Genomic DNA, 25,831 nt, shown 5'->3' on the forward strand with positions numbered 1-25,831 from the left:
CACCACCACCGATGAGAAAGGCGCGACGATGCGCATCTTCGACCCGCACATCCACATGACCTCCCGCACCACCGACGACTACCAGGCGATGTTCGACGCCGGCGTCCGCGCGGTCGTCGAACCCTCCTTCTGGCTCGGACAGCCGCGCACGAACGTCGGCTCGTTCACGGACTACTTCGACGCCCTGATCGGCTGGGAGCGCTTCCGCGCCGCGCAGTTCGGCATCCGCCACCACTGCACCATCGGGCTCAACCCGAAGGAGGCGAACGACCCGCGCTGCCGGGCCGTCCTGCCCGAGCTCGACCGCTACCTCGCCAAGGACGGCGTCGTCGCGGTCGGCGAGACCGGCTACGACTCGCTCACCCCCGAGGAGGACCAGGTCTTCCGCCAGCAGCTCGAGCTCGCCGGCGAGCACGGCCTCCCCGCGATGGTGCACACCCCGCACCGCGACAAGGAGTCGGGCACCCGCCGGACCCTCGAGGTCGTCGCCGACTCGGGTCTCGAGCCCGGGCGGGTCCTCGTCGACCACCTCAACGAGGTCACCGTCGACGCGGTCCGCGACTCCGGCTGCTGGATGGGCTTCTCCATCTACCCCGACACGAAGATGGACGAGACCCGCCTGGTGACGCTGGTCGAGCGGATCGGGCTGGACCGCGTGCTGGTCAACTCCGCAGCCGACTGGGGCCGCTCCGACCCGCTCACGACCGCGAAGACCGGCCGCCTCCTCCTCGTCGCCGGCTTCAGCGCGGGCGACGTGGACCGGCTGCTCTGGCAGAACCCGGTCGAGTTCTACGGGCAGAGCGGACGCCTGGACCTCTCGCCCGTCGCGGGCTTCGACGTGCAGGAGTCGGCCGGCCGCACCTTCGAGGGCAACTCCGTGCTCCGGGGCGCGCCGCGCGTGGCGGAGGTCGTGTGATGCACCTCTCCTACTGCACCAACGTCCATCCCGCCGAGGACCTGGCCGGAGTCGTCCGCCAGCTCGACGTCTACGCCGGACCCGCGCGCGTGGCCGCCGGGCTCGCCCTGGTCGGAGTCGGCCTGTGGATCCCGCGTGACCTCGCGGCCCGCCTGGTCGCCAGCGCCGAGGACCGCGCCGTCCTCCGCGCGGCCCTGCAGCGCAACGGCCTGGAGGTGCGCACGCTCAACGCGTTCCCGTACGCCGCGTTCCACGCCGAGGTCGTGAAGCTCGACGTCTACCGCCCCGACTGGACCACGCCGGAGCGCCTGCAGTACACGATCGACTGCGCGCGGATCCTGGCCGACCTGCTGCCCGCCGGCGCCGACGGCAGCATCTCGACGCTGCCGCTGGGCTGGCGCGAGGGCTGGGGGCGGGAGCAGGACGAGGCCGCCTGCCGGAACCTCGCCCGGCTCGTCGAGGAGCTGCGCGACCTGCGCCGCTCCACGGGCCACGCGATCCGCCTGGCGATCGAGCCCGAGCCCGGCTGCATCCTCGACACCGTGGACGACGTCGTCGACTGGCTGCACCCGCGCATCGGAGTGGTCGACCCGGCGTACGTGGGCGTGTGCCTCGACACCTGCCACCTCGCCGTCTCCTTCGCCGACCCGGCCTCGGCCGTCCGCCGCATCCGCGACGCGGGCCTGCGCGTGGTCAAGGTGCAGGCCTCGGCCGCGCTCCACCTGGAGGACCCCTCGGGCCGCGCCGCGCTCACCCCGTTCGTCGAGAAGCGCTACCTGCACCAGACCCGCGAGAACGGGATCGACGGAGTGCTCCGCGTCGACGACCTGCCTGAGGCGCTGGACACGCTCCCCGGCACCGGCCCGTGGCGCGTGCACTTCCACGTGCCGCTGCACCACCGGCCGGAGGCGCCGCTCTCGGCGACCACGGCCGTCCTGGCGGAGGCGGTCTCGGCGGTCGACGCCGCCTGGCCGTACGACGAGATCCACCTCGACGTCGAGACCTACACCTGGTCGGTGCTCGCCGACGCCCCGAGCGACCTCTCGACGGGCATCGGCGCCGAGCTCGCCTGGGCGGCCGCGCACCTGCTCACGCCCGCCTCCCGAGAGGCGCTGCTGGCGCCCCTCCTCCCGCAGGCGGCGGCGCTGTGAGGCCCGTGCTGCTGCTCGACGTGGTCGGGCTGACCTCGACGGCGCTCGCCGACATGCCCCGCCTCTCGCGGCTGGCCCGCGCGGGCGGGCGCCTGCCGCTGGACACGGTCCTGCCCGCGGTCACCTGCAGCGTGCAGTCGACCATGCTCACCGGCTCGATGCCCGCGCAGCACGGGATCGTCGGCAACGGCTGGTACTTCCGCGACCTCGGCGAGGTGCACCTGTGGCGCCAGCACAACCGCCTGGTCACGGGGGAGAAGGTCTGGGAGACCGCGCGCCGGCTGAGCGGGGAGCCGTACCGCGCGGCCAACATCGGCTGGTGGTACGCGATGGGGGCGACGACCGACGTCACCGTCACTCCGCGCCCGATCTACCACGCCGACGGCCGCAAGTCGCCGGACGCGTACGTGCGCCCGCCGGCGCTGCACGACGAGCTGGTCTCGCGCTTCGGCGCCTTCCCGCTGTTCCAGTACTGGGGGCCGACCGCGTCGCTCCGCTCGACCCAGTGGATGGTCGACGCGACCCGGCATGTGCTGGCGGGCGACGGCTCCGGCCCGCCCGAGCTGACCACGGCGTACCTGCCGCACCTCGACTACGACCTCCAGCGCTTCGGACCGGACTCGCCCGAGGCGCGCCGGGCCGCGTCGGAGCTCGACGTGGTGCTCGCTCCGCTGCTCGACGACGCGGAGGCGCTGGGCGCGTCGGTGATCGTGGTCGCCGAGTACGGGATCGCCGACGCCGACACTCCGGTCGACGTGAACCGGGCGCTCCGCCGCGAGGGCCTGCTCGAGGTCTACGTGCAGGACGGCCGCGAGCAGCTGGACCCGTGGACGTCGCGCGCGTTCGCCGTCGCCGACCACCAGGTCGCGCACGTCTACGTGCAGGACGCGGCGGACCTGCCGCGGGTGCGCTCGATCCTCGAGGGGCTCGACGGCGTCGACGAGGTGCTCGACCGGGAGGCGCAGGCCCGCTACGGCCTCGACCACGAGCGCTCGGGCGAGTTCGTCGTGGTCGCCCGGCCGGGGGCGTGGTTCACCTACTACTACTGGCTCGACGACGACCGCGCGCCCGACTTCGCCCGCGGCGTCGACATTCACCGCAAGCCCGGCTACGACCCGGCCGAGCTCTTCTTCGATCCGGCCGACCCGCTGGTGAAGGCGAAGGCGGCGGGCAACCTGGCCAAGAAGGCACTGGGGCTGCGCTACGCGATGAACCTGGTGCCCCTGGACGCGTCGCTCGTGCGCGGCACGCACGGGAGGCTGCCGTCCTCGTCGTCGGACACTCCGCTCGTGCTGGCCTCGGACGCGGACCTGCTGCCGGCCGGAGCCGCGTCGCTCCCGGCCACCGCGGTGCGCGACCTGGTGCTCGCGGCGCACGGCCCGGCCCTCGCGAAGGAGGCGTCGGCGCTCGCGCGCTGAGGGAGGGGACGCCCGGCGGCCCGTGCGCGGGCCGTCGGGTGCCGGGGGCTCAGCCGGGGTCGCCGCGGCCCGACGCGGGCTCAGGCGAGCTCGCCGCGGTCCGACGCGAGCTCAGGCGAGCTCGCCGCGGACCGCAGCGGGCTCAGGTCCTCGCCGCGGACCCAGCCGGGCGGCCGGGCGGCTCAGCGCGGCACGAGCCCGGTGAGCCGCGCCGTCAGCCGCTCGACGGGACCCGCACCGAGGAACCGCCACCACAGCACGGCGGCCGCGCACAGCCCGAGCACGAGGGCGAGAGCGGCGAGCGGAGTGTCGGCGGAGTAGCCGAGGCCCGCCCGCGCGAGCGCCGCGACGAGAGCCACCTGCAGCACGTAGACCGAGAGCGCGAGCGTGCCGATCGCCCGGAGCGGCACCAGCAGCCGCTGGACCGCGGTGGAGCGCGACGTGGTCAGCAGCACCACCGCCACGTAGGCCAGGAGCACGAGCCCGAGGTCGTGCAGGGTGTCCGGGAGGCTGCCGGAGGGCGACTCCACGCCGAGCAGGAGCGCGACCAGTGGCCGCACCGGGTACGCGACGACCGCGACCGCCGCGAGCACCGGCAGCAGCCGGTCGCGCTGCGCGCCGTGCCGCAGCAGCAGGGCTCCGAGGAGGAAGAAGGGGAGCAGGTTGGTCGCGCGGTAGCTCGGCCCGGTGAAGAGCCAGAGGGCGAGCGGAGAGCCGGGTGCGGCGGCGGCGACCGCGGCGTTCGCGGGCCCGGCGGCGAGCGCGAGCACGGCGGCCAGCGCGGCGATGATCCGGGAGCGGAGGAGCAGCAGCGGCGTGCCGAGCACGAGCACGACGCCGAGGTACTGCAGCACGATCGCGATCCAGCTGCCCCAGGTCTCGAGCCAGACGCCGAGCGCCACGAGCACTGCGCCGCGGATCGCGTTCCGCAGCAGCACCCGCCCCGGCGAGGCTCCGGGCCGCGCGAGCACCAGGGCCGCCGACATCCCCATCACCAGCGCGAACAGCGGCGACGCGAGATCGTTGACGTTCCACGCCAGGAACCCGACCACTCCCGTGCGCGCGCTCGGCACGAGCGGCATCGCGTGCGCGACGAGCATGGCAGCCACCGCCACTCCGCGCAGCACGTCGGGGGCGACCAGTCGGTCGTGCCGGAGTCGCGGAGCCGTCGCAGTCATCCCGCGAGAGTAGGCGCGGCCCCGCCGCCGCGCCCCGCGCGAGCGCACCTCGCGCCACCGGCCGTCCGCCGGGCCGTCGGCCGCGGCGCCGCCCGCCCCGCCGACGTGCGCTGCTGTCCGCTCCGCTCCGTCGGCCCGGCCTCCGGCCGCTCGCTCCCAGCCGTCGCTGACCGGGCGCGGCGCCGCCCGCCCCCGCCCACGCGCGCTGCTGTCCGCTCCGCTCCGTCGGCCCGGCCTCCGGCCGCCCGCTCCGATCCGTCGCTGACGGCCCGTTCCGTCCCCCCGCACGGGCCGTTCGTGACGGATCGACGCCCGGCGCCCTCCGGCAGGCCCGCGCTCGCTCCGCATGCGGCGCCCAGGCGCGCCCGGCCCGCTCCGATCCGTCGCGGACGGCCCGTCCTGCGCTCCTCCGCGGGCCGTGAGCGATGGATCAGCGCCCGCCCGCGCCGCCGCCTCGCGCGGATCCCCGCCGCAATGCCCCGTCCGTGCCCTCGGCCTGCTCCGATGCGTCACGAACGGCTCCTTCCGTCCTCCCGAAGCGACCGTTCGTGACCCCTCGGTGCCCGCTCGTCCGTACGCCCGCCCGCGCCGCCGCCTCGCGCTCGGCGCCGCCGCGACGCCCCGGCCTGCTCCGATGCGTCACGAACGGCTCCTTCCGCCCTCCCGAAGCGACCGTTCGTGACCCTTCGACGCCCGTTCGTCCGTACGCGCGCCCGCGCCGCCGCCTCGCGCTCGGCACCGCCGCGACGTCCCGGCCTCGCATCGGCCTGCTCCGATGCGTCACGAACGGTCCCTTTCTCCCTCCCGAAGCGACCGTTCGTGACCCCTCGGCGCCCGCCCGCCCGCGAGCGGCCCGCACTCGGCCCGCACCGAGCACGACCGGGCATGCTGGACGGATGACCGACGCCGCCCCGTCCCCCGACCGCCCGCGCCGCGCCCGCAGCCAGCACGTGCTCACCGTGCTGCGGACCGAGCGCCTCACCGGTCACCTGGTCCGCGTGCACCTCGGCGGCGACGGGCTCGACGCGTTCCTCGCCGAGTCCGACCCCGAGCGCCTCGCCGCGACCGACCGCTACGTGAAGCTCCTGCTCCCGCCGCGCGGCTCCGACCTCCAGCCGCCCTTCGACCTCGACGCGCTCCGGGCGAGCGTCGCCCCCGAGCAGCTGCCCGTGCGCCGCACCTACACCGTCCGCTCGGTCGACCTCGAGCGGCGCTCGATCGCCGTCGACTTCGTCGTGCACGGCGACGAAGGGGTGGCGGGACCGTGGGCGCTCGCCGCGGCTCCCGGCGACCGGATCGCCCTCTCCGCGCCCGGCGGCGCCTGGTCGCCGAGCGCCGACCCCGAGGCCGTGCACCTGCTGCTCGGCGACGACTCCGCTCTGCCGGCGATCGCCTCCGCCCTCGAGGGGATGTCCGCGCACGCGCGCGGCCTGGTCCTGATCGAGGTGGACTCGGCCGCCGACGAGCTCGCGCTTCCCGCTCCGGCCGGAGTGGAGGTGCGCTGGCTGCACCGCGGCGGTCTCGAGGCCGGCCGGGCGCTGGTCGCGGCCGTCCGGGCCGAGCCGAGGCCCGAGGGCGTGCTCGAGGTCTTCGCGCACGGCGAGCGCACCGCGATGAAGCAGCTGCGCGCCCTCCTGCAGGACGAGTGGGGCGTGGAGCGCCGGGCGCTCTCGCTCTCGGCCTACTGGGCTCTCGGCCGCGCCGAGGACCGCTTCCAGGCCGAGAAGCGCGAGCCGGTCGGCGCGATCTTCGCCGACTGACGCGGGAGCGCACTCCGTCCGCGCACCTCCGGGAAGGGACTAGCCTCGGACCCACCTCTACTCCGGTCCCCACGACCGGACCGTCCGATGGCGGTCCGGCCCTGCGAGCCTCGCGCCCGCCGCCCCCGCCGTTCTGCGGGCTGCTCGACCGACACGATGAGGAGAGCCCCTGTGGGAGTGCTGATCTTCGGCGCCTGGCGGCGCCGGATCGAGTTCGAGGACCGGACGCTCGCGCACGTGCGGATCGCCGTGCGCGCGCGGATGGAGCAGGGGCAGCCGTTCCGCTTGACCTGGAGGACGCTGCAGGAGTCGGAGCCGCGCTCGCACGCGATCCTCGTGCAGCCGAACGCGGTGCTGGAATACCGCTTCGATCATCCCCGTCTGCACGCCGTGAACCGCCTCTGGCTGCGCGAGCTCCTCACCCCCGCGTCCGGGCGCGACATGGTCGTCGCCGCTGAGCCCGAGCAGGCGCCGCTCCTCGGTGACGACCGTCCGTCCCCGGTTCCCGAGGGAGGGCTCGCGGCCTAGTCGGAGCGGAGCCCCTCACTGCCGAGCGAGGCCGACCGGGAGCCCGCCCGCGAGGGCGGCGGCGGATCCGAAGAGCAGCGCCCCCACCCCGCCCAGGGCGGTGGCGACGACGGTGTTCAGCACGGCTCCGACGAGCGCGAAGCCCAGCACGTTCGGCAGCGAGAGGATCGCGTCGAGGTCGATCTGATCGCCGACGACCTGCCCGAGGAGCGTGTCGGCCTGGGTGAAGAGGTCCGAGTGCACGAGCAGCGGATGGGCGACCAGGACGGCGACGAGGCCGAGTATCGCGAGCGCGAGGCCGAGCAGGAACGAGAGCTTCACGGCCGACCAGAAGTCGACGTGCACGAGCGCGAGGCGGAGCGGAGCCTGATCGCCGGCCGGCTTCCCGGAGCCGGTCATCGGGCGTCAGCGGCGCGCTGGACGACGTCGACGACGACGAGGGCTGAGGCGGCGGCGGAAGCGAGGGCGCGGTTCACGAAGGTCTCCTTGGGCGGGACGGGCGCCGGGACCAGAGGCTCGGCGGCGTTCTGCCAGAGTCCCGGGCCGGAGGAGTCCGGTGCGTCGTCCGGGAGTCGCGTCCGGTGCGCCTCGGGGATGACCGCGCGTCCGCTGCTCCCTCCGACAGCCCGCCACCCGCCGAGGGCCCCTCCTCTCCGGCGTGCGGTCGATGCGGATCGCCGCCTGCCGCTCGCAGGACCTCCCCCGCGCGGTGGATCCTGCCCGGACACGGAGCGCCGCGCAGGACGCCGCGGCCACCGCCCCAGCGGGACTCCCGCCGACACGGATGTTGCATCGCCGCCGCAGCCGGACATGTACCTGTGACTCCGCGAAAGGGGAACCATGAGCATCCGCTCCCGAGACGACTTCTCCGAGCTGTACCGCGCCCACTTCGACGACCTGCTCCGCTTCGTCCGCCGCCGCGCTCCCGCCGCGACGGTCGACGACATCGTCGGCGAGACCTTCCTCGCCGCCTGGCGTCGCCGGCAGGACCTGCCGGAGAACGTGCGGCCCTGGCTGTTCGGCACCGCCCGGCACGCGATCCTCAACGCCGCCCGCGGCGAGAACCGCCGGCAGGCGCTGGCCGTGCGGATCGGGACCCTCGCCCCGGAGGAGCAGGCCGACCCGTCGGTCGGCGACCGCCTCGACCTGGAGAGCGCGTGGAAGCGGCTGCCCCTCGCCGAGCAGGAGGCTCTGGCCCTCCACGTGTGGGAGGACCTCCCGCAGGCCGAGGCGGCGCAGGTGCTCGGCTGCTCCCGGGCCGCCTACGCGATGCGGCTCACCCGCGCGAAGCGGCGGCTGGCGGCGCTGCTCGCCCCCCTCGACTCCACGCTCCTCTCCGGCACGGCAGAACGGACCCTCTCATGACCGACCAGCTCCTCGACCTGCTCCGCGCGCACGACGCCGAGCCCCGCACCCCTCTCTCCGCTGCCGAGGCCGCACGTCGGGACGCGCTCCTCGGCGAGATCCTGGTCAGCGAGGACGCGGCCGCTCCCCGTTTCTTCCGCCCCCGCGACTGGGCCGTCGCCGGCGCGGCGACCGTGCTCCTGGCCGCCGCAGCCGCAGCCGCGGTGATCGTCGTGGTCCCGGGTCTCATCCCCGGCACCGGCTCCGTCGGGCTGAACCGCGCGGTGCTCGCCTCCTGGACCGCGATCCCCGAGCGCCTCCTGCCGAGCTCCGAGCTCGGGCAGTCGGCGACGCAGTGGTGTGCGACGAACCTGCAGAGCCCCAACGGCGAGGCCGGGCCGGCGGAGGTCTCGCACCTCGACGCGCGCGGCGACGCCGCCTCGATGATCTACCGCTTCGACGACTCCCTCTACTACTGCCTCAGCGCCGGGAACGGCGCGGGGATGTGGGAGGTGGCGGACGCCGCACCGGCCGGCCCCCTCGCCGCGGACGCCGTCCAGCTCAGCTCGGCCGGCACCTTCGGAGAGGGGGACGCCGCTCTGATCTACGCGGTCGGCTTCGCGGGCGCGGACGTGGAATCGGTGGTGCTGAACGAGGCCGGCGTCGAGCCGGTCGTCGCGACCCTCGAGGGCGGCTCCTGGACCGCCTGGTGGCCCTCGTCCGACGGTCTCGCCGCCGGGCCCGCCGGCACGGTCACGATCACCACCCGGGACGGCTCGAGCCGCGAGGTCCCCGTCGACTCCCTCTACCGCCCGTGAGCGGGCCGCGGCACTCCCGTTCGGACGGGCCGGAGCAGGAGGGGACGGGTGCGCGCGTCCTGTCCACGCGCTTCACCGACGTCCACTACCTCGACGAGGGACCGGAGGACGGCACTCCGCTCGTGCTCGTGCACGGCTTCCCCGACGTCCCCGCCACCTGGGACGGCGTCCTGGAGCTGCCTTCCCCCGGGCTCCGGGTGGTGCGCCCCTTCCTGCGCACCCGCGCCTCCCGTGACGCGCTAGAGCGTCTGCGGCCGCGGACGGTCCGTGCCCACCCCGCGGACGCTCCTGCTGGAGGCCGCGAGGAGCGAGGCGACGAGGACGACCGCGGCGCAGCCGAGCAGGGTGCGGTCGAGCCCGACGAGGTCGGCGAGCGGGCCCACGAGCGCCTCCCCGAGCGGCACGGCGAGGAAGGAGCCGACCATGTCGTAGGAGTAGACCCGGGCGAGCGCCTCGCGGGGGACGTGGGTCTGCAGCGTCTGGTCCCAGGCGATGGCGAAGATCTCGAGCGCGACTCCGCCGAGGGCGAAGGCGAGGAGGAGGGCGGGGAGCGCCGGGAGGATCCCGAGGGCGGCGACCGGGACGGCCGTCACCGCCATGAGGGCGACGCCCGCCCCCAGCGCACGGCGGGGCCGCCAACGCAGCGCGATCACGGCCCCGATCACCAGGCCGACGGTCTGCGCGGCGATCACGAGTCCCCATGCCGCTCGGCCGAAGGACCGGTCGGCGACGACCGGGCCGAGGACCGTGGTCGCGCCGACGAACGCGGCGTTGACGGCGGTGAACTGCGCCACGACGATCCACACCCAGCGCCGGCTCGTGAACTCCCGCCACCCCTCGCGGAGGTCGGCGAGGACGGAGGCGCCCGGGCCCGAGCGGACCGTCCGCGGCAGCCGCACACGGGAGTAGAGGACCGCGGCCAGGGCGAAGCCCGCGGCGTCGACCGCCAGCCCCCACCCGGGACCCACCAGTGCGACGAGCGCGGCCCCGCCCGAGGCGCCGACGATGCTCCCGGCGTTCAGGCCCAGGCGGAGCAGGGCGTTGGCCGGGCGGAGCTCGCCGACCGGCACCGTCTCGGGGACGAGGGCGGCCGCGGCGGGCAGGCTCATCGCCGCGACGGCGCCGTTGAGCACGCTGAGCACGACCAGGGCCGCGACGGTCGCCGTCCCCGTGATCACCGTCACGGCGACCGCGGCCTGAGTGGCTGCTGCCGCGAGCGAGGTGCCGACGAGGATCACGGAGCGGGGGAGCCGGTCGGCGAGGACGCCGCCGAGCAGCAGGACGGCGACGTTGGCGAGGGAGCGCGCGGCGACGACGAGTCCGAGGTCCGTCGGCGAGCCCGTCAGGTCCAGCACGGCGAAGGCCAGGGCGATCGGAGCGACGGCGTTGCCGAGGACGCCGGTCGTGCGGGCGGCGAGGAGCCAGCGGAAGGGGCCGTGCGCAAGAGGACCGTGCGCCAGCGGCCCGCGCCCGTCGCGGGTCACGGCCGGCGGAGCGGGAACATCGCGGTCGTCATCGACACCGGCGCGGTCCCGGGGGTCCTCGGCGGCCGGGCCGCCGCGTGCAGCAGCGCGGACGCCTCCCCGACGTGCCGCACGACCCGCCGCCAGACCTCGGGGTCGACCCAGAGCTCCGCGTCCGTCGACAGCTGAGGACCGTCCGCCCGGCTCGACGAGCGCCGCCGGAGCTCCTCGATCAGGGCCTCGAGGTGCAGGTCCCGCTCCTCCTCCGGCCCTGCGTCCACGGACGCGGTCACGTCGAAGGGCCTTCCGGAGGCCTCGTGCCGGTACCTCTTCGCCTCGCCGCCCCGCAGGCGCACGGTCTCGACGACGGCCACGAGCCCGGCGCGCTCCAGCACGCGGAAGTGGTAGCTCGCCGTCGCCTGCGACAGCTGCAGCTCGCGGGCGGCCTCCGCGGCGCTCATCGCCGCTCCCGTCACCAGGGACAGCAGGCGGAGGCGGATCGGATGCGCGGTGGCGCGCAGCTCGTCGAGAGAGGACATGCGGCCATGGTGACCGGCGGCTCCCGCACCGTCAAACAGGGCTTTGGGGGTGGGGCGGCGCTCACCGGGCCGCTCCGGTGCACATCGGGCGGCGCTCGCCGGGCCGCTCTGACGAGCGATCCGGAGGGCCCACCGCTCTCCCCAGCGATCAGGGAGCGGGGCCCGGAGTCGTCCTCCGGGCCCCGTCGCTCAGACCTGGGCGGTGCCGCTGTCCTCGACCGGGCCGGACGCGTCCGACTCCTCGGTGATCTCGGTGTCGGTCTCGTCGGCGCGGTCGCGGAGCGCGTCGGCCATCGCGCCGGCGCCCTCGGCTCCGTGGTCGTGCTCGACCTGGTCGATCAGGCCGCCGAGCTTCTCGTCGTTGCTGGCGTCCTCGGCTCCGTCCATCACGGGGCTGTTCTGCTCGTTGTCGCTCATGGCGCTCCTCCTGGGTCGACCGGCCTCTGCGCCGGTGGTCCGACGCTACGCGCGCGGCCCGTGCGGTGCAGGTGATCGACGGGAATCGGCCAGTCCGGTATCGAGCGCTCGATGGGCGTTCCCGGTCATCCCCGAGTCGAGCGGATATCGCTTTCCACCCTCCGGAGAAGTGAGCGGATATCGCCTGTCGAATGAGCCCCTATCGCTTTCCGGCGAGGTGAACAGTTCTCTCAGAGAAGTGCCCCTCGGAGACCCTCCCTGCTATGATCGGGCGACTTCTGCACCAGGGACCGGGGGGTCGTTCTCGGCGGACGATCGATCATCCACACGCCTGTTATCTCGATCATCACCAGTGAAGGCGCGTATGGCTTCGTATCTCTTCGTCTGCTCCGGCGGCGGGCATCTCAAGGAGATGTTCGCCCTCTCGGGGCTCCTCGGAGTCGACCCGGAGGAGCAGCACTGGGCGACCGTCGACAGCGCCCTCAGCCGCACCCTCCTCGCCGACCGGCGCGTGACCCACCTCGCCGATCCGCCGCCCCGCGCCGTGGTGCCGGTGCTCCGCAACGCGATGATCGGCCGCTCCCTGCTGGCCCGCGGGTCCTTCGACGCCGTCTTCAGCACCGGCGCCAGCCCCGCCCTCTCCTTCCTGCCGCTCGCGGCCTCGCGCGGCATCCCCGCGCACTACATCGAGAGCGCCGCCCGCGTGCTCGGCCCGTCGATGACCGGTCGGATCCTCGCCCGGGTCCCCGCCGTCTCGACCTACACCCAGTACCGCTCCTGGGCCGACGACCGCTGGAGCTTCGGCGGCTCGATCTTCGACACCTACCGCGTCGAGGACGTCGTCCCGCAGCCGATCCGCCGCGCCGTGGTCTCGGTCGGCACGCAGGACGGCTACCCGTTCCCCCGCTTCTTCGCCGCGCTCGCGCCGCTGCTCGAGGGCGTGGAGGTGCTCTGGCAGACCGGAGCGAACGACGTCTCCGGGCTCGGGATCGACGGCCGCCACTCCGTGCCGCACGACGAGCTCAACGCCGCGATGAAGGCGGCCGACGTCGTCATCGCGCACGGGGGAGTGGGCACCGCGCTCAGCGCCATCGAGCAGGGCCGGGTGCCGATCCTGGTTCCGCGCCGCGCCTCGTTCGGCGAGCACGTCGACGACCACCAGGTGCAGATCGCCACGCGCCTGGCCGACTCCGGCCTCGCGGTCACCGTCGACATCGAGGGCCTCTCCCGCGAGACGCTCGAACTCGCCGCGGCGAGGCGGGTCGTCTCCGCCGATTCCGCCGTGCCCTTCGTGGTGCACGAGACGGCCGAGAAGTCCTCGGGCCTCTCCCGCCGTCTCTTCCCCTCCTCCCGCTGATCCCCGCCCGAGCGACCAGACGTGATGAGAACGACATCCACGCGTCATCCGCGGCCCGTACACTCTCGAATGGGTTGGGGGGCCGGACGTCACTTCATGTGCGTCGAATTCGGAATGGTCGGCCGACTCGACACTGATGGCGAAAGCTCCGAAGGATTCTCGATATGACTGACACCCCGCGCGGCCTCTCGCGCCGCCTCCTGCTCGCCGCCTCCGCTGTCGGAGCCGCCGCGACCGCCTCCGCTCTCGTAGCGACCCCGGCGCTCGCCGCGCCGAACTACAGCGTGATCCCGAAGCTTCCGGGCGAGGTCTCGCGCCTCGACACCGCGTTCTCGAAGAACGGCAGGAAGCCTTACGAGATCATCGATGTGAAGATCGGCGGCGACTCCACCCGCCTCTTCGTCCCGCACTCGGCGAAGCCGAAATCAGGCTCCTCGGTGCCGGTCGCCTGGTTCTACCACGCCAGCGGCAGCGACTACACGTCGCTCTACTTCGCCTACAGGTACTCGGCCGATCCACTCGTCGACCTGGGCTTCGTCAGCATCTGTCCGGACTTCGGCGGTCCGAGCAACTACACCAACCCCACGGCGCTCGCCGTGCAGACGGCCGCCACGGCCTGGGTGCAGAACCTCTGGGACGTCCGCGCGAGCTTCCTCCGCTCGAACTCCGGCGGCGGAGCGATGATGTGCTGGGCCTACGCGAAGAAGATGGTGCCGAACATCTACGGGGCGTACCACGCCAGCAGCGTCTTCGACGTCGAGGACCTCGCGGCGCGCGATACCAGTCCGTCGAACCGCGTTCTCGCCGTGTACGGGGGAGACCGGGCGCTGATGCGCGCGACCAACCCCGCCCGGCTGCCGCAGGACGCGTGGAAGGGCATGCGTCTGCGCGTCAGCGCCGGCACGGCCGACAAGCTCGCTCCCGCCGAGCTCCACGGCGGACGCCTGCGTCGCCTGGCGCTCCCCGTCGCCAGGGAGGCGACGATCGCGTACCACAGCGGCGCCGAATTCGATAATGGTCACGTCGTACCGGAGTTCACCAACAAGGACTCGGTCGCGACCTTCCGCCGCTGGCTCCAGGAGGGCCCCGCCTGATCCGCGGCAGGACCGACGCGACCCCTCCTCCCCGGGGGTCGGCGCCAGGGTCGAGCAGTGGAGGAGGAGGGCACGGCATCGCAGGCGTCCCAGCCGCCGAGAGGCGGCTCGCGAGGGCATCGCGATCCTCATCGAGGCCGACGGGACCACTCCCGTGAGCGCCGCACCGCCCGCCCCCTCCTCCACCACTCCGCTCCGACGCCAGAAGGACTCCCTGACGTGATCGACATCCTCCCGCGACGACTCCTCGTCGGCGCGCTCTTCTCGGTCGCCCTGGTGATCGTCCTCGGGATGGGGTACATCTTCTCGACCCGGGAGCCGGCCACCGGCCTCCTGGTGATCGCCGCCGGAGTCGGCGGCATCGTCGGGGCCTGGGTGCTGCTGCGGGTCCCCGCGCACTGGCTGCCGGCGATGGCGCTCGCGTTCTTCGCGCTCGTCCCGACGCCGCTGACCCCCTCGACCCTGACGTTCCGCATGACGCTCTGGGCCGTCATCCTCGTGATCTGGGCGATCCGGCGCGGGCTCGCTCCCGAGCTGTGGCGCGCCCCCGTCAAGGCGTGGACCCGCGAGCTCGTGCTCTCCCCGTGGCGGGCCGTGGTGATCCTCGCGTTCATCGCCCTCATGCTCTGGTCGGCCCTGGCGACGGTGCGCAGCTCCTACGCGACCGAGGGCGTCTCGTGGATGTTCAGCTTCGCGATCTGCGTGGGCGTGCCGATGCTCGTCTTCGACGCCCAGCGCGAGGCCGTGCTGCTGCGCAAGACGTGGGTGATCCTCTCGGGGCTGCTCGCCCTCTACGCCGCCCTCGAGCTGGTCGCGCAGAGCTCCCCGATCCTCGGTGCCGTCTACGGCGCCCTCGGCTACGAGCAGGACCAGCACTGGTCGCTCTACCGCGCCGAGATCACCTTCGGCCACCCGCTGCTCGCCGGCACCTTCCTCACGGTGGGCGCCGGTCTCGCGTTCGGCTCCTGGCTCCAGGGCTCCCGCAAGTCGGACCTGCTGCTGGGCATCCTGGCCTCGGGCGGCGTCGTCGCGACCGTCTCGCGCGGACCGATGGCGGCCATCGCCGTCGCGGTCGTCGTCGCGCTCGTCGCCGTGGGCTTCCTCAACCCGAACCGCTCGCTGCTCCGGCCCGGCTCGATCCTGATCGCCGGGCTCGTCGCGGGTGTCGGAGTCCTGAACTTCGAGCCCGTCACCGCCCGCAACAACAACCTCGACGCCTCCATCTCGGCCGGCGCCCGCGACCTCGCGGTGACCGTGTCGCTGAAGGCGGCCGAGCTCACGCACTGGCTCGGCTCCGGAGCGGCGACGTCCGGCATCAGCGGCAGGCGGTTCTCGGACGTCGTCATCGAGAACTCGTTCCTGCAGCTGCTGATCAGCGTCGGCATCCCCGGCCTGCTGCTCTTCGTGATCATGGTGGCCGCGATGTTCGGCGCCACGCTCAGCCGTCGCGACGTCGGTCCTGCGGCGGGCCTGCTCGGCTTCATGGTCTGCCTCGCCGGCTACAACGCCATCGACGCGGTCCGCCCCAGCCACCTGCTCCTGGGATTCCTCGTCATCATCTGCCTCAACCCGGTGCACGTCCCCGACTTCTCGAAGGGCATCCGGATGCGCCAGCCCCTCGGGGCGAGGATCTTCGACGCGCCGATGGCCGTCGGGATGCGGGGCGAGCGATGAGCCGCCTCGCCCGCAGGAACGACTCGTCGCCGGCCGCGCTCGTCGTCCAGCAGTCGCTCGCGCCGCCGGACTCGACCACGCAGTACGTCGACTCGATCGTCGACGGCCTGGCGCCCGGCGTCGAGCTGCTGTTCTTCTCCTGGCGCAGCGCCCTGCTCGCCGACTACGACGTGCTGCACGTGCACTGGCCCGAGCTGATGATCCGCGGCCGCAGCCCGCTGCACCGCTTCCTCCGCCGCCGCGCCCTCGACGTGCTGCTGGTGCGCCTCGCGCTCCAGCGCATCCCGCTCGTGCGGACGGTGCACAACCTGCACCCGCACGAGCTCGGTCCCGCCGCCGAGCGCCGCTCGCTGGCCCGGGTCGACCGCGCGACCGACCTGTTCGTCCGCCTGAACCCGACGACCGTCGCTCCCGGCCGGGCGCCCGCCGTCACCGTGCTGCACGGCCACTACCGCGACCAGTTCGCGCAGCACCCGCTGCCCGAGCGCGAGCACGGCCGCGTCCTCTACTTCGGCATCATCCGCCCGTACAAGGGCGTCGTCGAGCTGATGGACGTGTTCCGCGGCGTGGAGGACGACTCCCTCTCCCTGCACGTGGTCGGCAGCCCCAGCACGGGCCAGCGCGAGCTGGTCGAGGAGCGGGCCGCCCGCGACACCCGGGTGCGCACCACGCTCCGCCGGGTCGACGACGCCGAGATGGTCGACGAGATCGGCCGGGCCGAGCTGATCGTCCTTCCCTACCGCGAGATGCACAACTCCGGCTCGATCCTGGTCGCCCTGTCGCTCGGCCGGCCGATCCTGGTGCCTCGCACGCCCACCAACACGGCCCTGGCCGAGGAGGTCGGCAGCGACTGGGTGATCGAGTACGACGGCGAGCTCACCCCCGAGCTGATCACCGCCGCTCTCGAGCGCACGCGCGCCCGGCCGCCGGAGGGGCTCCCCGCCCTCTCCGGTCGAGACTGGGACGTGCTCGGACTCCAGCTCAAGAAGGCCTACGAGGGCGCGATCGCCACCAAGAAGGGCTCGACCCGATGACCGGGACCACGCAGAAGCCGTCACCGAGCCTCAGCCGCTCGGCGAGCCGCGGCGCCGCCGTCACCATCGGCGGGCAGGCGATCCGCATCGCCGTCCAGCTGGGCGGCATCGTCATCCTCGCGCGCCTGCTCTCGCCGGCCGACTACGGCCTGCTCGCGATGGTCACGGCGATCATCGGCATCGGCGAGATCTTCCGCGACTTCGGCCTCTCCTCCGCCGCCATCCAGGCGAAGGAGATCACGCCGGGCCAGAAGAGCAACCTGTTCTGGATGAACTCGGGCATCGGCCTCACCCTCACCCTGGTGGTCATCGCGGCCTCCTGGCCGATCGCCGCCCTCTACGGCGACGACCGGCTCCAGCTGCTGACCGTCGTGCTCTCCTCGACGTTCCTCCTCAACGGAATCTCGACGCAGTTCCGCGCCGACCTCGCCCGTCACCTCCGCTTCGTGAAGATCACCCTGGTCGACATCGTCGCCCAGGTGCTGGGCCTCGTGGTCGGCGTGCTGATGGCGCTCGGCGGCGCCGGCTACTGGGCGCTGGCCGGGAGCCAGATCGTGCAGCCGCTCATCAGCGTGCTGATGCTGGTCTTCATCACGGGCTGGCGTCCCGGCCGCTACCGCCGCGGCGAGGCGATGGGCCACTTCCTCCGCTACGGAGGCGGGGTCTTCGCGACCCAGGCGCTGACCTACGTGAGCAAGAACGTCGACTCCGTCATCATCGGCGCGCGCTTCGGCCCGGTCGACCTCGGCCTCTACAACCGCGCGTTCCAGCTGATGATGCTGCCGCTGCAGCAGTTGAACTCTCCGGTGCAGCGCGTGGCACTGCCCGTGCTGTCCAAGCTGCAGGACGAGCGCGAGCGGTTCCGCACGTTCATCCTCTTCGGCCAGTCGGCGATGCTGACGGCGATGGGCCTCGTGCTCGCCGTCCTCGGCTCCCAGTCCGACTCGGTCATCCGGATCCTGGTGGGGGAGCGCTGGCTCGCCTCGGTCCCGATCTTCCAGATCCTGCTCGTGGCCGGGTTCTTCCAGGCCACGGCGTACTGCTCCAACTGGGTGTTCCTCGCCAAGGGCCTCGTGCGCCAGAGCGTCTGGTACAGCCTGGCGACCCGCCCGCTGATGGTCGTCCTGATCCTGCTCGGCTCCAACTGGGGAGTGACGGGCGTCGCGGTCGCGTACGCCGGCTCGCTCGCCCTCACCTGGCCGACCGCGCTGATCTGGATCGGCCGCACCTCCGATGCCCCCGTCCGCGAGATGTTCACCAACGGCCTCCGCAGCGGCATCACGTTCGGATCGATCACGGTGGGCGCCTACTTCTCCACCGTCTGGATCGCCGCCGACCAGCCCGTCCTCCGCCTCCTCGTGGGCGGCGCCGCCGTCCTGGTCGGGGTCGGGCTCTGGATGCTGATCCTCCCCGCGTTCCGCCGCCAGATCCTCAGCCTCGCCGACCTGCGCCGCCACTTCCGCCGCAGCCGCCCGGCCGCCGCTCCGGCCCCGGCCACGGTCGATGCCATCAGCCCCACCGGCGACAGCGCGCTGGTCGACGGAGCCGTCACGGCCGGCATCCCCGACTCCGAGCGGCCTCCCGCCGCCGTTCCTCCCACCGAAAGAGATCGATGAAACTCAAGCTCGGCGTCGTCAAGTCCTGGAAGAAGGACTTCGTCACGACGACCCGCCTGCCCGCCCGCCGCGACGCGGCGGTGCTCCGCGCCGCCCTCGCGGACCTCCGACCAGAGCCCGAGTCGCACCTCGTGATCGCCGCTCCCGGCAGCGGCAACATCGGCGACCAGGCGATGCTGGAGGCGTTCCTCGAGAACACCACCGGTCCCGTCGTGGTCGTCCAGCGCTACGCCGGCGACGTCGTGATCCCCGAGGAGCAGGCCGACCGGGTCGAGGTCGTCGAGCTCCCGCACCTGGTCTACGGAGTGGGCGACGCGCACGCCGCCGACCTCCGCGCCTACGCCGCGCTGATCCGCCGCGCCCGCTCGGTCTCGGTCGTCGGCGCCGACATGATGGACGGCAAGTACAGCCTCCGCGGCTCGGTCCGCCGCTCCCTGCTCGCGCAGGCGGCCGCCGAGGCTGGGGTGCCCACGCGCATCCTCGGCTTCTCCTGGAACGCGGCGGCGCGCCTCGCCGCCCGCCGCTCCCTGATCGCCGCCTCCCGCGCCGGCGTCGTCCCGATGCTCCGCGACCCGCTCTCGGCGGAGCGCGCCCGGAGCATCGGCGTGCAGCGCGTCGAGGAGGTCACGGACATCGTCTTCTCGGCGCGCACCCGCGACCGCAGCTTCCGCGAGGGGCTGGGGCTGCCCGAGGGCGTCCCCTTCGCGCTCGTGAACGCGAGCGCCCTCGTCGCCGGCATGGTCGACCAGGTGCCGGAGTACGAGCGCATCGTCGACCGCCTCCGCGCCGCCGGCGTGCACGTCGTGCTCCTCCCGCACGTCTCCCGCCCCATCGGCGACGACAAGGTGGCCGTCCGCGCGGTCGCCGAGCGCGTGGGATCCGAGGGCGTCACCGTCGTCGACCGCGTGCTCATGCCCGCCGAGATCCGCGGCCTCGCCGAGGACGCCCTGCTGACCGTCACCGGCCGCATGCACCTCGCGATCATGTCGCTCTCGCTCGGCGTCCCCGCGATCACCCTCGCCACCCAGGGCAAGGTCGAGGGCATCATGCGCCTCATCGGCCTGCCGCAGCTGTGCGTCGAGCCGGTCCCCGGCTTCGCCGACCGCGTCCTCCCGGTGATCGACCGCATCCTCGCCGAGCCGGGCGACGGCGGCGTGCGCGCCACCATCGACGCGGCCATGCCCGAGGTGCGCCGCCTCTCGGCGCTCAACACCCGCGGCCTCGGCGCGGAGGTCGTGCGATGAGCGCGGCGCAGGAGAAGGGACCGCGCATGCGGATCATGTTCGTCGTCACGTCGCTGCACGGCGGCGGGGCCGAGTTCGTCGCCCGCACCTGGATGGGCTGGCTCCTCGAGCAGGGCCACCACGTCGACGTCGTCACCACCTCGGTGAAGGGCACCGACGAGTACCTCCCCGAGGGCGCGGTGCTGCACCGCATCGGCGAGGGCAAGGGCCACGTCGGCAAGGCGCGGATGCTCAAGGAGCTGTTCCGCCGCCGCACCCCCGACGTCGCGGTCGCCCTGCAGGGCTACCCGAACATCGTGCTCCTGGCCTCGGCCGAGATGACCGCGAAGGCGGACCGCCCGAAGACCATCGTGAGCGAGCGCAACCTCGTCTCGCTCGGCATCCCGGGCTTCTCGAGGACCCAGAAGGTGCAGCTCGGGCTCGCCAAGACGCTCTACCGCCGCGCCGACCACGTCATCGCGATCTCGCACCCCGTCGCGGGCGAGCTCGTCGCCGGCTTCGGCGTCTCGGGCGAGCGCTGCACCGTCGTGCCGAACCCGGCGACCGCCAAGGTCGACCGCTCCCGCCAGGTCTCGCGCACCCCCGGCACTGCGGCGGGCCTGCAGATCGTGCTGCCCTGCCGCCTCGTCGTCCAGAAGCGCCCCGAGCTCGCGATCCTCGCGGCCGAGGAGCTGGAGCGCCGCGGCATCCCCGCGAAGGTCGTCTCCTTCGGCGGCGGCCCGCTGCTCGGCAGCATGAAGGCGGAGGCGACCGCGCGCGGCGTGGACTTCCAGGACATGGGCTGGGTCGAGGACTGGTTCCACCACTTCGACGAGAACGCCGTCGTGCTGCTCCCGTCGCTGCGCGAGGGCTTCGGCAACGTGCTGGTCGAGGCGGCCGCCGCCGGCGTCCCCTCGGTCGCCGTGTCCGGGGCGCTCGGAGTCGCGGACGCGATCGTCCCCGGCCTGACCGGCGAGCTCGCGCTCACCCCCTCCGCCTCCGACCTCGCCGACGCGCTGATCCGCGCGAGCGAGCTCGAGATCACCGGCATCGACCGCTGGCTCGACCGCTTCTCGCTGGAGTCCAGCGGCCGCGACCTCGAGACGGTGCTCCGCCGGGTCGTGGGGCAGAAGTGACCCTCGTCTCGGTGGTGGTCCCGGCGCACCAGGAGGAGGCGCACCTCGCCTCCGCCCTGGAGCGCCTGCTGCGGCAGACCCACGCCGAGCTCGAGATCCTCGTGGTCGACGACGCCTCGACCGACGGGACCGAGGCGATCGGCCGCGCGTTCGCCGAGGAGCACGAGCGGATCCGCTACCTCCGCCAGGACGAGAACCAGGGCGTCGCCGCCGCTCGCGAGCGCGCCGTCGGCGAGGCCGCCGGCGAGTGGGTCTGGCTGGTCGACGCCGACGACGAGTGGCCGGAGACCGCGGTCGAGGCCATGCTCTCGGCGGGGGAGGCGGGCCGCGCCGACGTGGTGGTCGCCCAGGCGGTCGCGGTCGACGCCACCGGATCCACGCCCGTCGGCTCCCTGCGCGGCCCGCTCGCGCTCTCGGGCCGGGGCGCCTTCACCGCGCTCCTGGTCGGGGAGCTGACCGGGCACCTCTGGAACAAGCTGTTCCGCCGCGAGCTGTTCGACGGCATCGAGTTCACGCGGATCCGCCAGCACTCGGACCAGGCGCAGGTCGCGCAGCTGCTCGCCGCGGCCGACGAGGTCGTCGTCGTCCCCGACTCCGTCTACGAGTACCGCCTCCGCTCCGGCTCGATCATCCGCTCGGGCGCGAAGCGCGCCGACTCGCTCGCCGGGCTCGCCGCCGTGATCGAGCGGACGGCCCGCGGGCTCGACCCGCGCATCCTCGACTCGCAGGACTACTCCTACTACCGCGCGCGCTTCTCCCTGCTCTCCCGCTTCAAGGACGCCACCTCGGGCGCGCACAGCCCCGAGGAGGCGGACCGGCTCTGGCGGGCCGCGCACGACGAGGCGGGACTCCGGCACCTGGTCGCGCTCGTGCGCCGGCGCGACCTCAAGCGCTCCGTCCTCTTCGGGCTCGCCGCCGCGGCGCCCGCGCTCTACCGAGCGGCGATGAGCGCCGGGAACGGACGCCGGTGACCGTCGTCTCCATGGTGAGCGGAGAGGCCGGAGTGCGCTTCCCGGCAATCGAGTCCTCGTCACTATTCCGTCGAATGTGCGGCGCGGACGATACACCCTTAGTCTTGATCCTCGGTCGCATTCTGCGACCGAGCCTGCGTCCTTCTCTGAGCCTTGTTCACCTCGGATGGAATTCACGAGCGGTACGACCGGGCACAAGGGGGAGAGAATGAAGCTGCTGAAGCCTGCGGGCGGGGCCCGACGCGAATGGGTGGATTTCGCTAAGGGTGCCGCCATCCTGATGGTCGTGTACTACCACACGTCGTTGTACCTCGGTGACATCGGGGTCGAGAACACTCTCGGCCGCATCAAGGTCGTGTTCGAGCTGTTCCCGATGCCCCTCTTCTTCCTGGTGTCCGGTCTCTTCGGCTCGCGCATCCGCACCTGGAGCTTCGGCGACCTCTGGCGCCGCAGGCTGTACCCGCTGCTCTGGCTCTACGTGGTCTGGTCCGTGATCCGCATGGCCTTCTACCTGGTCGTGCCGCTCGCGAACGGCGGACTCGGCGAGCTCCCCGCGACCGACCCGCTCAACCTGCTCCTGCTGTTCTTCTGGCCCAGCAGCAGCTACTGGTTCATCTACGGCCTCGTGCTCTTCACGCTCGGCGCGTGGCTCCTGCGCAAGGTCGACCACCGCGTGCAGGTCGCCCTCGCCGCGGTGATGGGGACGATGTTCACCACGGGTCTCCTCAACACGACCAACGTGGGCTGGAACCGCATCGGCGCCCTGTTCGTCTTCTTCCTGGTGGGCACGCTCTACTCGAAGAGGATCATCGACTTCGTCGAGCAGAAGGGGAGCCGCGCGTTCCTCTACGTCACTCCGGTCTTCGTCGTGCTGAGCGCGGTGCTCTTCCTCTTCCCGATCCGCTGGGTGCCGTTCCTCGCCCTCGCCGGCCAGATGGCCGCCGTCGCGATGGGCATCCTCGTGTCGCGGGCCCTCTCCCGAGTGCGATTCCTGAACTTCTTCACGATCTGCGGCGAGCGCAGCCTGCACATCTACCTGCTACACCTCTACTTCATCGTGATCGCCATCACGATCCTGCGGGTGATACTCCCCGAGGACCGCTCCGAGATCGGCGGCTTCGAGGTGCCGCTGCTGCTGGTCGTGATGGTGCTCGCGGTCGTCCTCTCGCTCTTCGTGACCCGCTACCTCTCGAAGGTCAAGTGGATCTACGTCCCCCCGGCCGCCCTCGGCGGCCCCGGCAAGCGGCGCAAGCCCGTGCCCGTCCCTGCGCGCGGCCCCGGAGTCGTCTCCGATCCCGTCGCGGTCCCGGCCGATGAGCCCGGCACCTCCCCCAGTTACGAGAAGAAGAGAGCGGAGTCCCACGAGTGAAGACGACACGAGCACGCAGAGCCGGAGTCCTGGCGGCCGTCGTGGCCGTCGCCCTCGGGCTGGCCGGCTGCTCCTCGCAGCCCGAGCCCGTCCGCACGCCCGACGGCTTCACGACGGAGAAGGCGATCGAGTACCGCTCGGTCGACGGCGTCTCGCTGAAGGCCGACGCCTGCCTCCCCACCGCGGGCGGCACCGACCGCCCCGCGCTGCTGATGCTGCACGGCGGAGGGTTCGTCGACGGCGCCCGCGACGAGGGTGGGATGACCGAGCTCTGCGAGTACTACGCCGAGCGCGGCTTCGTCTCGGTCTCCGTCGACTACCGCCTCCTCCAGGACAGCCGGTACCCCGGCCAGATCGAGGACGCGCAGGCCGCCGTGGAGTGGCTGCGCGAGCCCGCGCAGGTCACGCGCTTCGGCCTCGACCCCGCCCGCATCGGCGTGATGGGCAGCTCCGCCGGAGCGATCATCGGAGCGACCATGGGCACGCTCGGCGAGGGCTCCCTCACCGAGGGCTCGCGGGTCAAGACGGTCGTCGCCTTCTCGGCGGTCGCCGACATGACCGAGACCGGGATGTCGCTGGGCACGCCGGTGCCCGAGGCGAAGGAGCAGATCCTCTCCTACCTGGACTGCGACGAGATCGACTCGACGACCTGCCCGCAGAGCATCCCCGCGTCGCCGATCACCTCGGTCGACTCCACGGACGCCCCGCAGATCTGGCTGACCTCCGAGGACGAGCTCGTCCCGGTCGAGCAGGCCGACGCGATGCAGGTCGCCCTGCAGGACGCCGGAGTGGCGTCCGAGGTCGGCGTGGACGGCTCCGGCCACCACGGGCTCCAGAACAACACCCCGAACAACAAGAAGGCGATCCTCGCCTTCCTGCAGGCCCACCTCTGATCCACCGCTCCCGCGCGAAACCTCGCGGCCGGGTCCGCGCAACGCGGACGACACATCACGACGCTACAGTCAGACCCCCTGCACTCCGGTGCAGTCGACGAAAGGGACACCACACACCATGACCTTGAACGGACTGTTCGCCGGCATCGGCCGGAGGTGGGTCTACATCGTCGCCTTCGCTCTGCTCGGCGCCGTGGCGGCCCTGGTACTCAACGCCGTCCTCCTCCCGCAGTACAAGGCGGACGCACGCGTGTACGTCGCGGTCTCCTCGTCCGGAGTCCTCTCGACCGCGGACCGGGTCGCGGCCAACAGCGCCGCCTCCCAGGCCACGGTCACCTCCGTCGCCCTCGGCACCTCGGACACCGTCCTGCAGGGCGTCATCGACGGCCTCGGCATCGACGAGCCCATCGAGGACTTCGCCAAGCGCGTGACCGTCCTCGCCGAGCCGGAGTCCGTGGTCATCACGATCTCGGCCACCGACCCCTCGCCCGAGCAGGCCGCGGTCATCGCCAACGCGGTCGCCGCCCAGCTCGACGCGGCCGTGAAGGGGGCCGACCCGACGACCACCACGAACGGCGTCGCCGTCCCGCAGATCCAGCTCCAGGTGCTCAGCCAGGCGCTCCCGCCGGAGCTGCCGGTCACCGGTGGCATCCTCGTCCTGCTCGCGCTCGGCATCCTCGGCGGCGCCGTGGTCGGCGTGGGAGTGGCGATCGTGATGACCGCCCTCGACCGCCGCCTCCGCAGCGGCGACGACGTCCGCTCCGCGATCGACCGGCCGCTGCTGGGCATCGTCCCGGTCAAGGCCACCAAGCTCGACGAGATGCTGAACTCGACCGAGATCCCTGCCCGCTACTCGGCCGTGGCGTTCGAGCTCTCCGCCATCGCGCGCACCCGCTCGTACTCCTCCTTCGCGATCGCCCCGGCGTCCGAGAAGACCCCGCACACCGCCAGCGCGGTGCTGCTCGCCAAGGCGCTGGCCGTGCTCGGCTCGTCCGTCGTGATCGTGGACGGCACCGCCGAGGGCTCGGCTCTCGCTTCCGCCTCGGGCGGACGCCCGGGCCTGCGCGAGGTGCTCGCCGGAGCCGCCTCGCTCGACGACGCGATCATCAAGCGCTCGACCGACCGCGTCGACCTGCTCCCCGCGGGCGGCGCCCAGGCCGGCACGCCGATGCCGACCGACGCCCTCCGCGCGCTGGTCGAGGAGCTCGAGAAGGTCTACGACATCGTCCTGATCGTCACCGGCACCCTCGGCGCGACCGAGCAGTCGCCGACCTTCCGCGGCGTTGCCGACGGAGCCGTCCTCGTCCTGATCGAGGGCAAGGTCGACTCGCCCCAGGCCGCCGCCGACGTGCACTGGATCGAGACCGCCGGCACCCCCGTGGTCGGCGCGGTCGTCCTGGCCCGCCACAAGCTGCAGAAGGCCCCCGCGATCGTCTGATCGCGTCCTCGCACGCTGCGGAAGAGCGCACCCCGGCCCCGGCCGCGGTGCGCTCTTCCGCGTCCGGGGACTGCGCCGCTTGTCCGGGGCGGGCCCGTGCGGGCTCTGCGAGGCCTGGCCGGTCCGTCCGCCCTCCCAGTCTCTCCGGCGCCCACCGCGGCCGGACCAGGCCCTTCTCCGTCCCCCGCGAGCGCGCTCACCCCGCGAGTCCGCACGAGTCGCGGCAGTTGCACGCGAGCACGCCGACTTCCGCGGACTCGAGAGGAGGCGGCGTCCTCGTGCTGGGGCCGCGGACTCTCCGGGGCGGGCCCGTGCGGGCTCTCCGGGGCCCGGCCGGCCCCTCCGGACCTCCGGCCTCTCCAGTGCCCGCCGTAGCCGGACCGAATGCCTCACCGGCTCCGGGAGCCAGCTGACCCCGCGAGCCCGCAGAAGTCGCGGTACTCGCGCGCGACTCCGCCCACTTCTGCGTGCTGGAGAGGCGCGGGCGCGTCAGC

General features: G+C 73.2%; 23 protein-coding genes. 18 read left to right on the plus strand and 5 right to left on the minus strand.

The window, feature by feature from the left end; all coding sequences use genetic code 11:
• Nucleotides 1–28: 28 nt before the first annotated feature.
• From C5D09_RS13050 to C5D09_RS13060, 3 genes are read left to right on the plus strand one after another with little or no spacing between them, the layout of a single operon-like run.
• The gene (locus tag C5D09_RS13050; protein WP_104222466.1) at nucleotides 29–916 is read left to right on the plus strand and encodes a TatD family hydrolase; all 888 of its coding nucleotides are present in this window, start codon (nucleotides 29–31) and stop codon (nucleotides 914–916) included.
• The gene (eboE, locus tag C5D09_RS13055) at nucleotides 916–2,067 is read left to right on the plus strand and encodes a metabolite traffic protein EboE (protein WP_104226604.1); all 1,152 of its coding nucleotides are present in this window, start codon (nucleotides 916–918) and stop codon (nucleotides 2,065–2,067) included. Before C5D09_RS13050 ends, eboE begins: the two co-directional genes overlap by 1 nt.
• Nucleotides 2,064–3,485 (plus strand): alkaline phosphatase family protein, encoded by a 1,422-nt coding sequence (locus tag C5D09_RS13060; protein ID WP_104260663.1) that lies wholly within the window; start codon nucleotides 2,064–2,066, stop codon nucleotides 3,483–3,485. Before eboE ends, C5D09_RS13060 begins: the two co-directional genes overlap by 4 nt.
• A 182-nt stretch (nucleotides 3,486–3,667) precedes the next feature.
• Here the strand turns inward: C5D09_RS13060 and C5D09_RS13065 are convergent, their stop codons facing one another.
• Nucleotides 3,668–4,663, minus strand: coding sequence for a DUF418 domain-containing protein (locus C5D09_RS13065; RefSeq protein WP_181135047.1), 996 nt, complete (start codon nucleotides 4,661–4,663; stop codon nucleotides 3,668–3,670).
• Between the two features lie 896 nt (nucleotides 4,664–5,559).
• Here C5D09_RS13065 and C5D09_RS13070 point away from each other — a divergent pair.
• The gene (locus C5D09_RS13070; RefSeq protein WP_104267453.1) at nucleotides 5,560–6,423 is read left to right on the plus strand and encodes a siderophore-interacting protein; all 864 of its coding nucleotides are present in this window, start codon (nucleotides 5,560–5,562) and stop codon (nucleotides 6,421–6,423) included.
• A gap of 171 nt (nucleotides 6,424–6,594) precedes the next feature.
• Nucleotides 6,595–6,951, plus strand: a complete 357-nt coding sequence (locus tag C5D09_RS13075) for a hypothetical protein (RefSeq protein ID WP_104269483.1) — start codon at nucleotides 6,595–6,597, stop codon at nucleotides 6,949–6,951.
• Between the two features lie 15 nt (nucleotides 6,952–6,966).
• Here C5D09_RS13075 and C5D09_RS13080 read toward each other — a convergent pair whose 3' ends face one another.
• Nucleotides 6,967–7,350 (minus strand): DUF3566 domain-containing protein, encoded by a 384-nt coding sequence (locus C5D09_RS13080; protein ID WP_104269484.1) that lies wholly within the window; start codon nucleotides 7,348–7,350, stop codon nucleotides 6,967–6,969.
• A gap of 441 nt (nucleotides 7,351–7,791) precedes the next feature.
• Here C5D09_RS13080 and C5D09_RS13085 point away from each other — a divergent pair, with 441 nt between their 5' ends.
• Both C5D09_RS13085 and C5D09_RS13090 read left to right on the plus strand, forming a co-directional pair.
• Entirely contained in the window at nucleotides 7,792–8,316 is a 525-nt protein-coding gene (locus C5D09_RS13085; protein WP_104263229.1) for an RNA polymerase sigma factor, read from the plus strand.
• Nucleotides 8,313–9,113, plus strand: coding sequence for a hypothetical protein (locus C5D09_RS13090; RefSeq protein ID WP_104269485.1), 801 nt, complete (start codon nucleotides 8,313–8,315; stop codon nucleotides 9,111–9,113). Before C5D09_RS13085 ends, C5D09_RS13090 begins: the two co-directional genes overlap by 4 nt.
• Nucleotides 9,114–9,352: 239 nt before the next feature.
• Here C5D09_RS13090 and C5D09_RS13095 read toward each other — a convergent pair whose 3' ends face one another.
• From C5D09_RS13095 to C5D09_RS13105, 3 genes are all read right to left on the minus strand, one after another.
• A complete protein-coding gene (locus C5D09_RS13095) occupies nucleotides 9,353–10,597 on the minus strand; it encodes an MFS transporter (RefSeq protein ID WP_258067007.1) in 1,245 nt (414 codons plus the stop codon).
• Nucleotides 10,594–11,115, minus strand: coding sequence for a helix-turn-helix domain-containing protein (locus C5D09_RS13100; RefSeq protein ID WP_104222473.1), 522 nt, complete (start codon nucleotides 11,113–11,115; stop codon nucleotides 10,594–10,596). The genes C5D09_RS13095 and C5D09_RS13100 overlap by 4 nt, the downstream gene beginning before the upstream one ends.
• Nucleotides 11,116–11,304: 189 nt before the next feature.
• The gene (locus tag C5D09_RS13105; protein ID WP_104222474.1) at nucleotides 11,305–11,532 is read right to left on the minus strand and encodes a hypothetical protein; all 228 of its coding nucleotides are present in this window, start codon (nucleotides 11,530–11,532) and stop codon (nucleotides 11,305–11,307) included.
• Between the two features lie 364 nt (nucleotides 11,533–11,896).
• On the opposite strand from C5D09_RS13105, the gene C5D09_RS13110 reads away from it, so the two are divergent.
• The 11 genes from C5D09_RS13110 to C5D09_RS13160 all read left to right on the plus strand — a co-directional run bounded on the left by C5D09_RS13110 (nucleotide 11,897) and on the right by C5D09_RS13160 (nucleotide 25,337).
• A complete protein-coding gene (locus C5D09_RS13110; RefSeq protein ID WP_104260670.1) occupies nucleotides 11,897–12,889 on the plus strand; it encodes a glycosyltransferase in 993 nt (330 codons plus the stop codon).
• Between the two features lie 164 nt (nucleotides 12,890–13,053).
• On the plus strand, nucleotides 13,054–13,983 hold the full coding sequence (locus C5D09_RS13115) for a S9 family peptidase (protein ID WP_104260671.1): 930 nt from the start codon (nucleotides 13,054–13,056) through the stop codon (nucleotides 13,981–13,983).
• A gap of 219 nt (nucleotides 13,984–14,202) precedes the next feature.
• Nucleotides 14,203–15,657, plus strand: a complete 1,455-nt coding sequence (locus C5D09_RS13120) for an O-antigen ligase (protein ID WP_104269486.1) — start codon at nucleotides 14,203–14,205, stop codon at nucleotides 15,655–15,657.
• The gene (locus C5D09_RS13125) at nucleotides 15,654–16,691 is read left to right on the plus strand and encodes a glycosyltransferase (RefSeq protein WP_104269487.1); all 1,038 of its coding nucleotides are present in this window, start codon (nucleotides 15,654–15,656) and stop codon (nucleotides 16,689–16,691) included. Before C5D09_RS13120 ends, C5D09_RS13125 begins: the two co-directional genes overlap by 4 nt.
• Nucleotides 16,688–18,307, plus strand: a complete 1,620-nt coding sequence (locus C5D09_RS13130) for a lipopolysaccharide biosynthesis protein (RefSeq protein WP_104222479.1) — start codon at nucleotides 16,688–16,690, stop codon at nucleotides 18,305–18,307. The genes C5D09_RS13125 and C5D09_RS13130 overlap by 4 nt, the downstream gene beginning before the upstream one ends.
• Nucleotides 18,304–19,551 (plus strand): polysaccharide pyruvyl transferase family protein, encoded by a 1,248-nt coding sequence (locus C5D09_RS13135; protein WP_104233543.1) that lies wholly within the window; start codon nucleotides 18,304–18,306, stop codon nucleotides 19,549–19,551. The genes C5D09_RS13130 and C5D09_RS13135 overlap by 4 nt, the downstream gene beginning before the upstream one ends.
• Before the next feature lie 26 nt (nucleotides 19,552–19,577).
• Entirely contained in the window at nucleotides 19,578–20,666 is a 1,089-nt protein-coding gene (locus C5D09_RS13140) for a glycosyltransferase (RefSeq protein WP_181067812.1), read from the plus strand.
• Complete coding sequence (locus C5D09_RS13145) at nucleotides 20,663–21,637, plus strand: glycosyltransferase family 2 protein (RefSeq protein ID WP_104269488.1); 975 nt, start codon at nucleotides 20,663–20,665, stop codon at nucleotides 21,635–21,637. Before C5D09_RS13140 ends, C5D09_RS13145 begins: the two co-directional genes overlap by 4 nt.
• Before the next feature lie 208 nt (nucleotides 21,638–21,845).
• On the plus strand, nucleotides 21,846–23,006 hold the full coding sequence (locus C5D09_RS13150; protein WP_181027202.1) for an acyltransferase family protein: 1,161 nt from the start codon (nucleotides 21,846–21,848) through the stop codon (nucleotides 23,004–23,006).
• Nucleotides 23,003–23,899: an alpha/beta hydrolase gene (locus C5D09_RS13155; protein ID WP_104247646.1), complete on the plus strand. Its 897-nt coding sequence runs from the start codon at nucleotides 23,003–23,005 to the stop codon at nucleotides 23,897–23,899. The genes C5D09_RS13150 and C5D09_RS13155 overlap by 4 nt, the downstream gene beginning before the upstream one ends.
• A 118-nt stretch (nucleotides 23,900–24,017) precedes the next feature.
• Nucleotides 24,018–25,337, plus strand: a complete 1,320-nt coding sequence (locus C5D09_RS13160; protein WP_104255871.1) for a Wzz/FepE/Etk N-terminal domain-containing protein — start codon at nucleotides 24,018–24,020, stop codon at nucleotides 25,335–25,337.
• Nucleotides 25,338–25,831 lie beyond the last annotated feature (494 nt).

This window comes from Rathayibacter sp. AY1C9, from assembly GCF_002932315.1.
In the GTDB taxonomy this organism is placed as follows: domain Bacteria; phylum Actinomycetota; class Actinomycetes; order Actinomycetales; family Microbacteriaceae; genus Rathayibacter.

Bases quoted from the DNA above. Each gene is read 5' to 3' on its own strand.
- C5D09_RS13130 (WP_104222479.1), top strand. From the start codon at position 16,688: ATGACCGGGACCACGCAGAAGCCGTCACCGAGCCTCAGCCGCTCGGCG.
- eboE (WP_104226604.1), top strand. From the start codon at position 916: ATGCACCTCTCCTACTGCACCAACGTCCATCCCGCCGAGGACCTGGCC.
- C5D09_RS13090 (WP_104269485.1), top strand. From the start codon at position 8,313: ATGACCGACCAGCTCCTCGACCTGCTCCGCGCGCACGACGCCGAGCCC.
- C5D09_RS13115 (WP_104260671.1), top strand. From the start codon at position 13,054: ATGACTGACACCCCGCGCGGCCTCTCGCGCCGCCTCCTGCTCGCCGCC.
- C5D09_RS13070 (WP_104267453.1), top strand. From the start codon at position 5,560: ATGACCGACGCCGCCCCGTCCCCCGACCGCCCGCGCCGCGCCCGCAGC.
- C5D09_RS13150 (WP_181027202.1), top strand. From the start codon at position 21,846: ATGAAGCTGCTGAAGCCTGCGGGCGGGGCCCGACGCGAATGGGTGGAT.
- C5D09_RS13080 (WP_104269484.1), bottom strand. From the start codon at position 7,350: ATGACCGGCTCCGGGAAGCCGGCCGGCGATCAGGCTCCGCTCCGCCTC.
- C5D09_RS13085 (WP_104263229.1), top strand. From the start codon at position 7,792: ATGAGCATCCGCTCCCGAGACGACTTCTCCGAGCTGTACCGCGCCCAC.
- C5D09_RS13135 (WP_104233543.1), top strand. From the start codon at position 18,304: ATGAAACTCAAGCTCGGCGTCGTCAAGTCCTGGAAGAAGGACTTCGTC.
- C5D09_RS13125 (WP_104269487.1), top strand. From the start codon at position 15,654: ATGAGCCGCCTCGCCCGCAGGAACGACTCGTCGCCGGCCGCGCTCGTC.
- C5D09_RS13140 (WP_181067812.1), top strand. From the start codon at position 19,578: ATGCGGATCATGTTCGTCGTCACGTCGCTGCACGGCGGCGGGGCCGAG.
- C5D09_RS13160 (WP_104255871.1), top strand. From the start codon at position 24,018: ATGACCTTGAACGGACTGTTCGCCGGCATCGGCCGGAGGTGGGTCTAC.
- C5D09_RS13065 (WP_181135047.1), bottom strand. From the start codon at position 4,663: ATGACTGCGACGGCTCCGCGACTCCGGCACGACCGACTGGTCGCCCCC.
- C5D09_RS13105 (WP_104222474.1), bottom strand. From the start codon at position 11,532: ATGAGCGACAACGAGCAGAACAGCCCCGTGATGGACGGAGCCGAGGAC.
- C5D09_RS13100 (WP_104222473.1), bottom strand. From the start codon at position 11,115: ATGTCCTCTCTCGACGAGCTGCGCGCCACCGCGCATCCGATCCGCCTC.
- C5D09_RS13110 (WP_104260670.1), top strand. From the start codon at position 11,897: ATGGCTTCGTATCTCTTCGTCTGCTCCGGCGGCGGGCATCTCAAGGAG.
- C5D09_RS13050 (WP_104222466.1), top strand. From the start codon at position 29: ATGCGCATCTTCGACCCGCACATCCACATGACCTCCCGCACCACCGAC.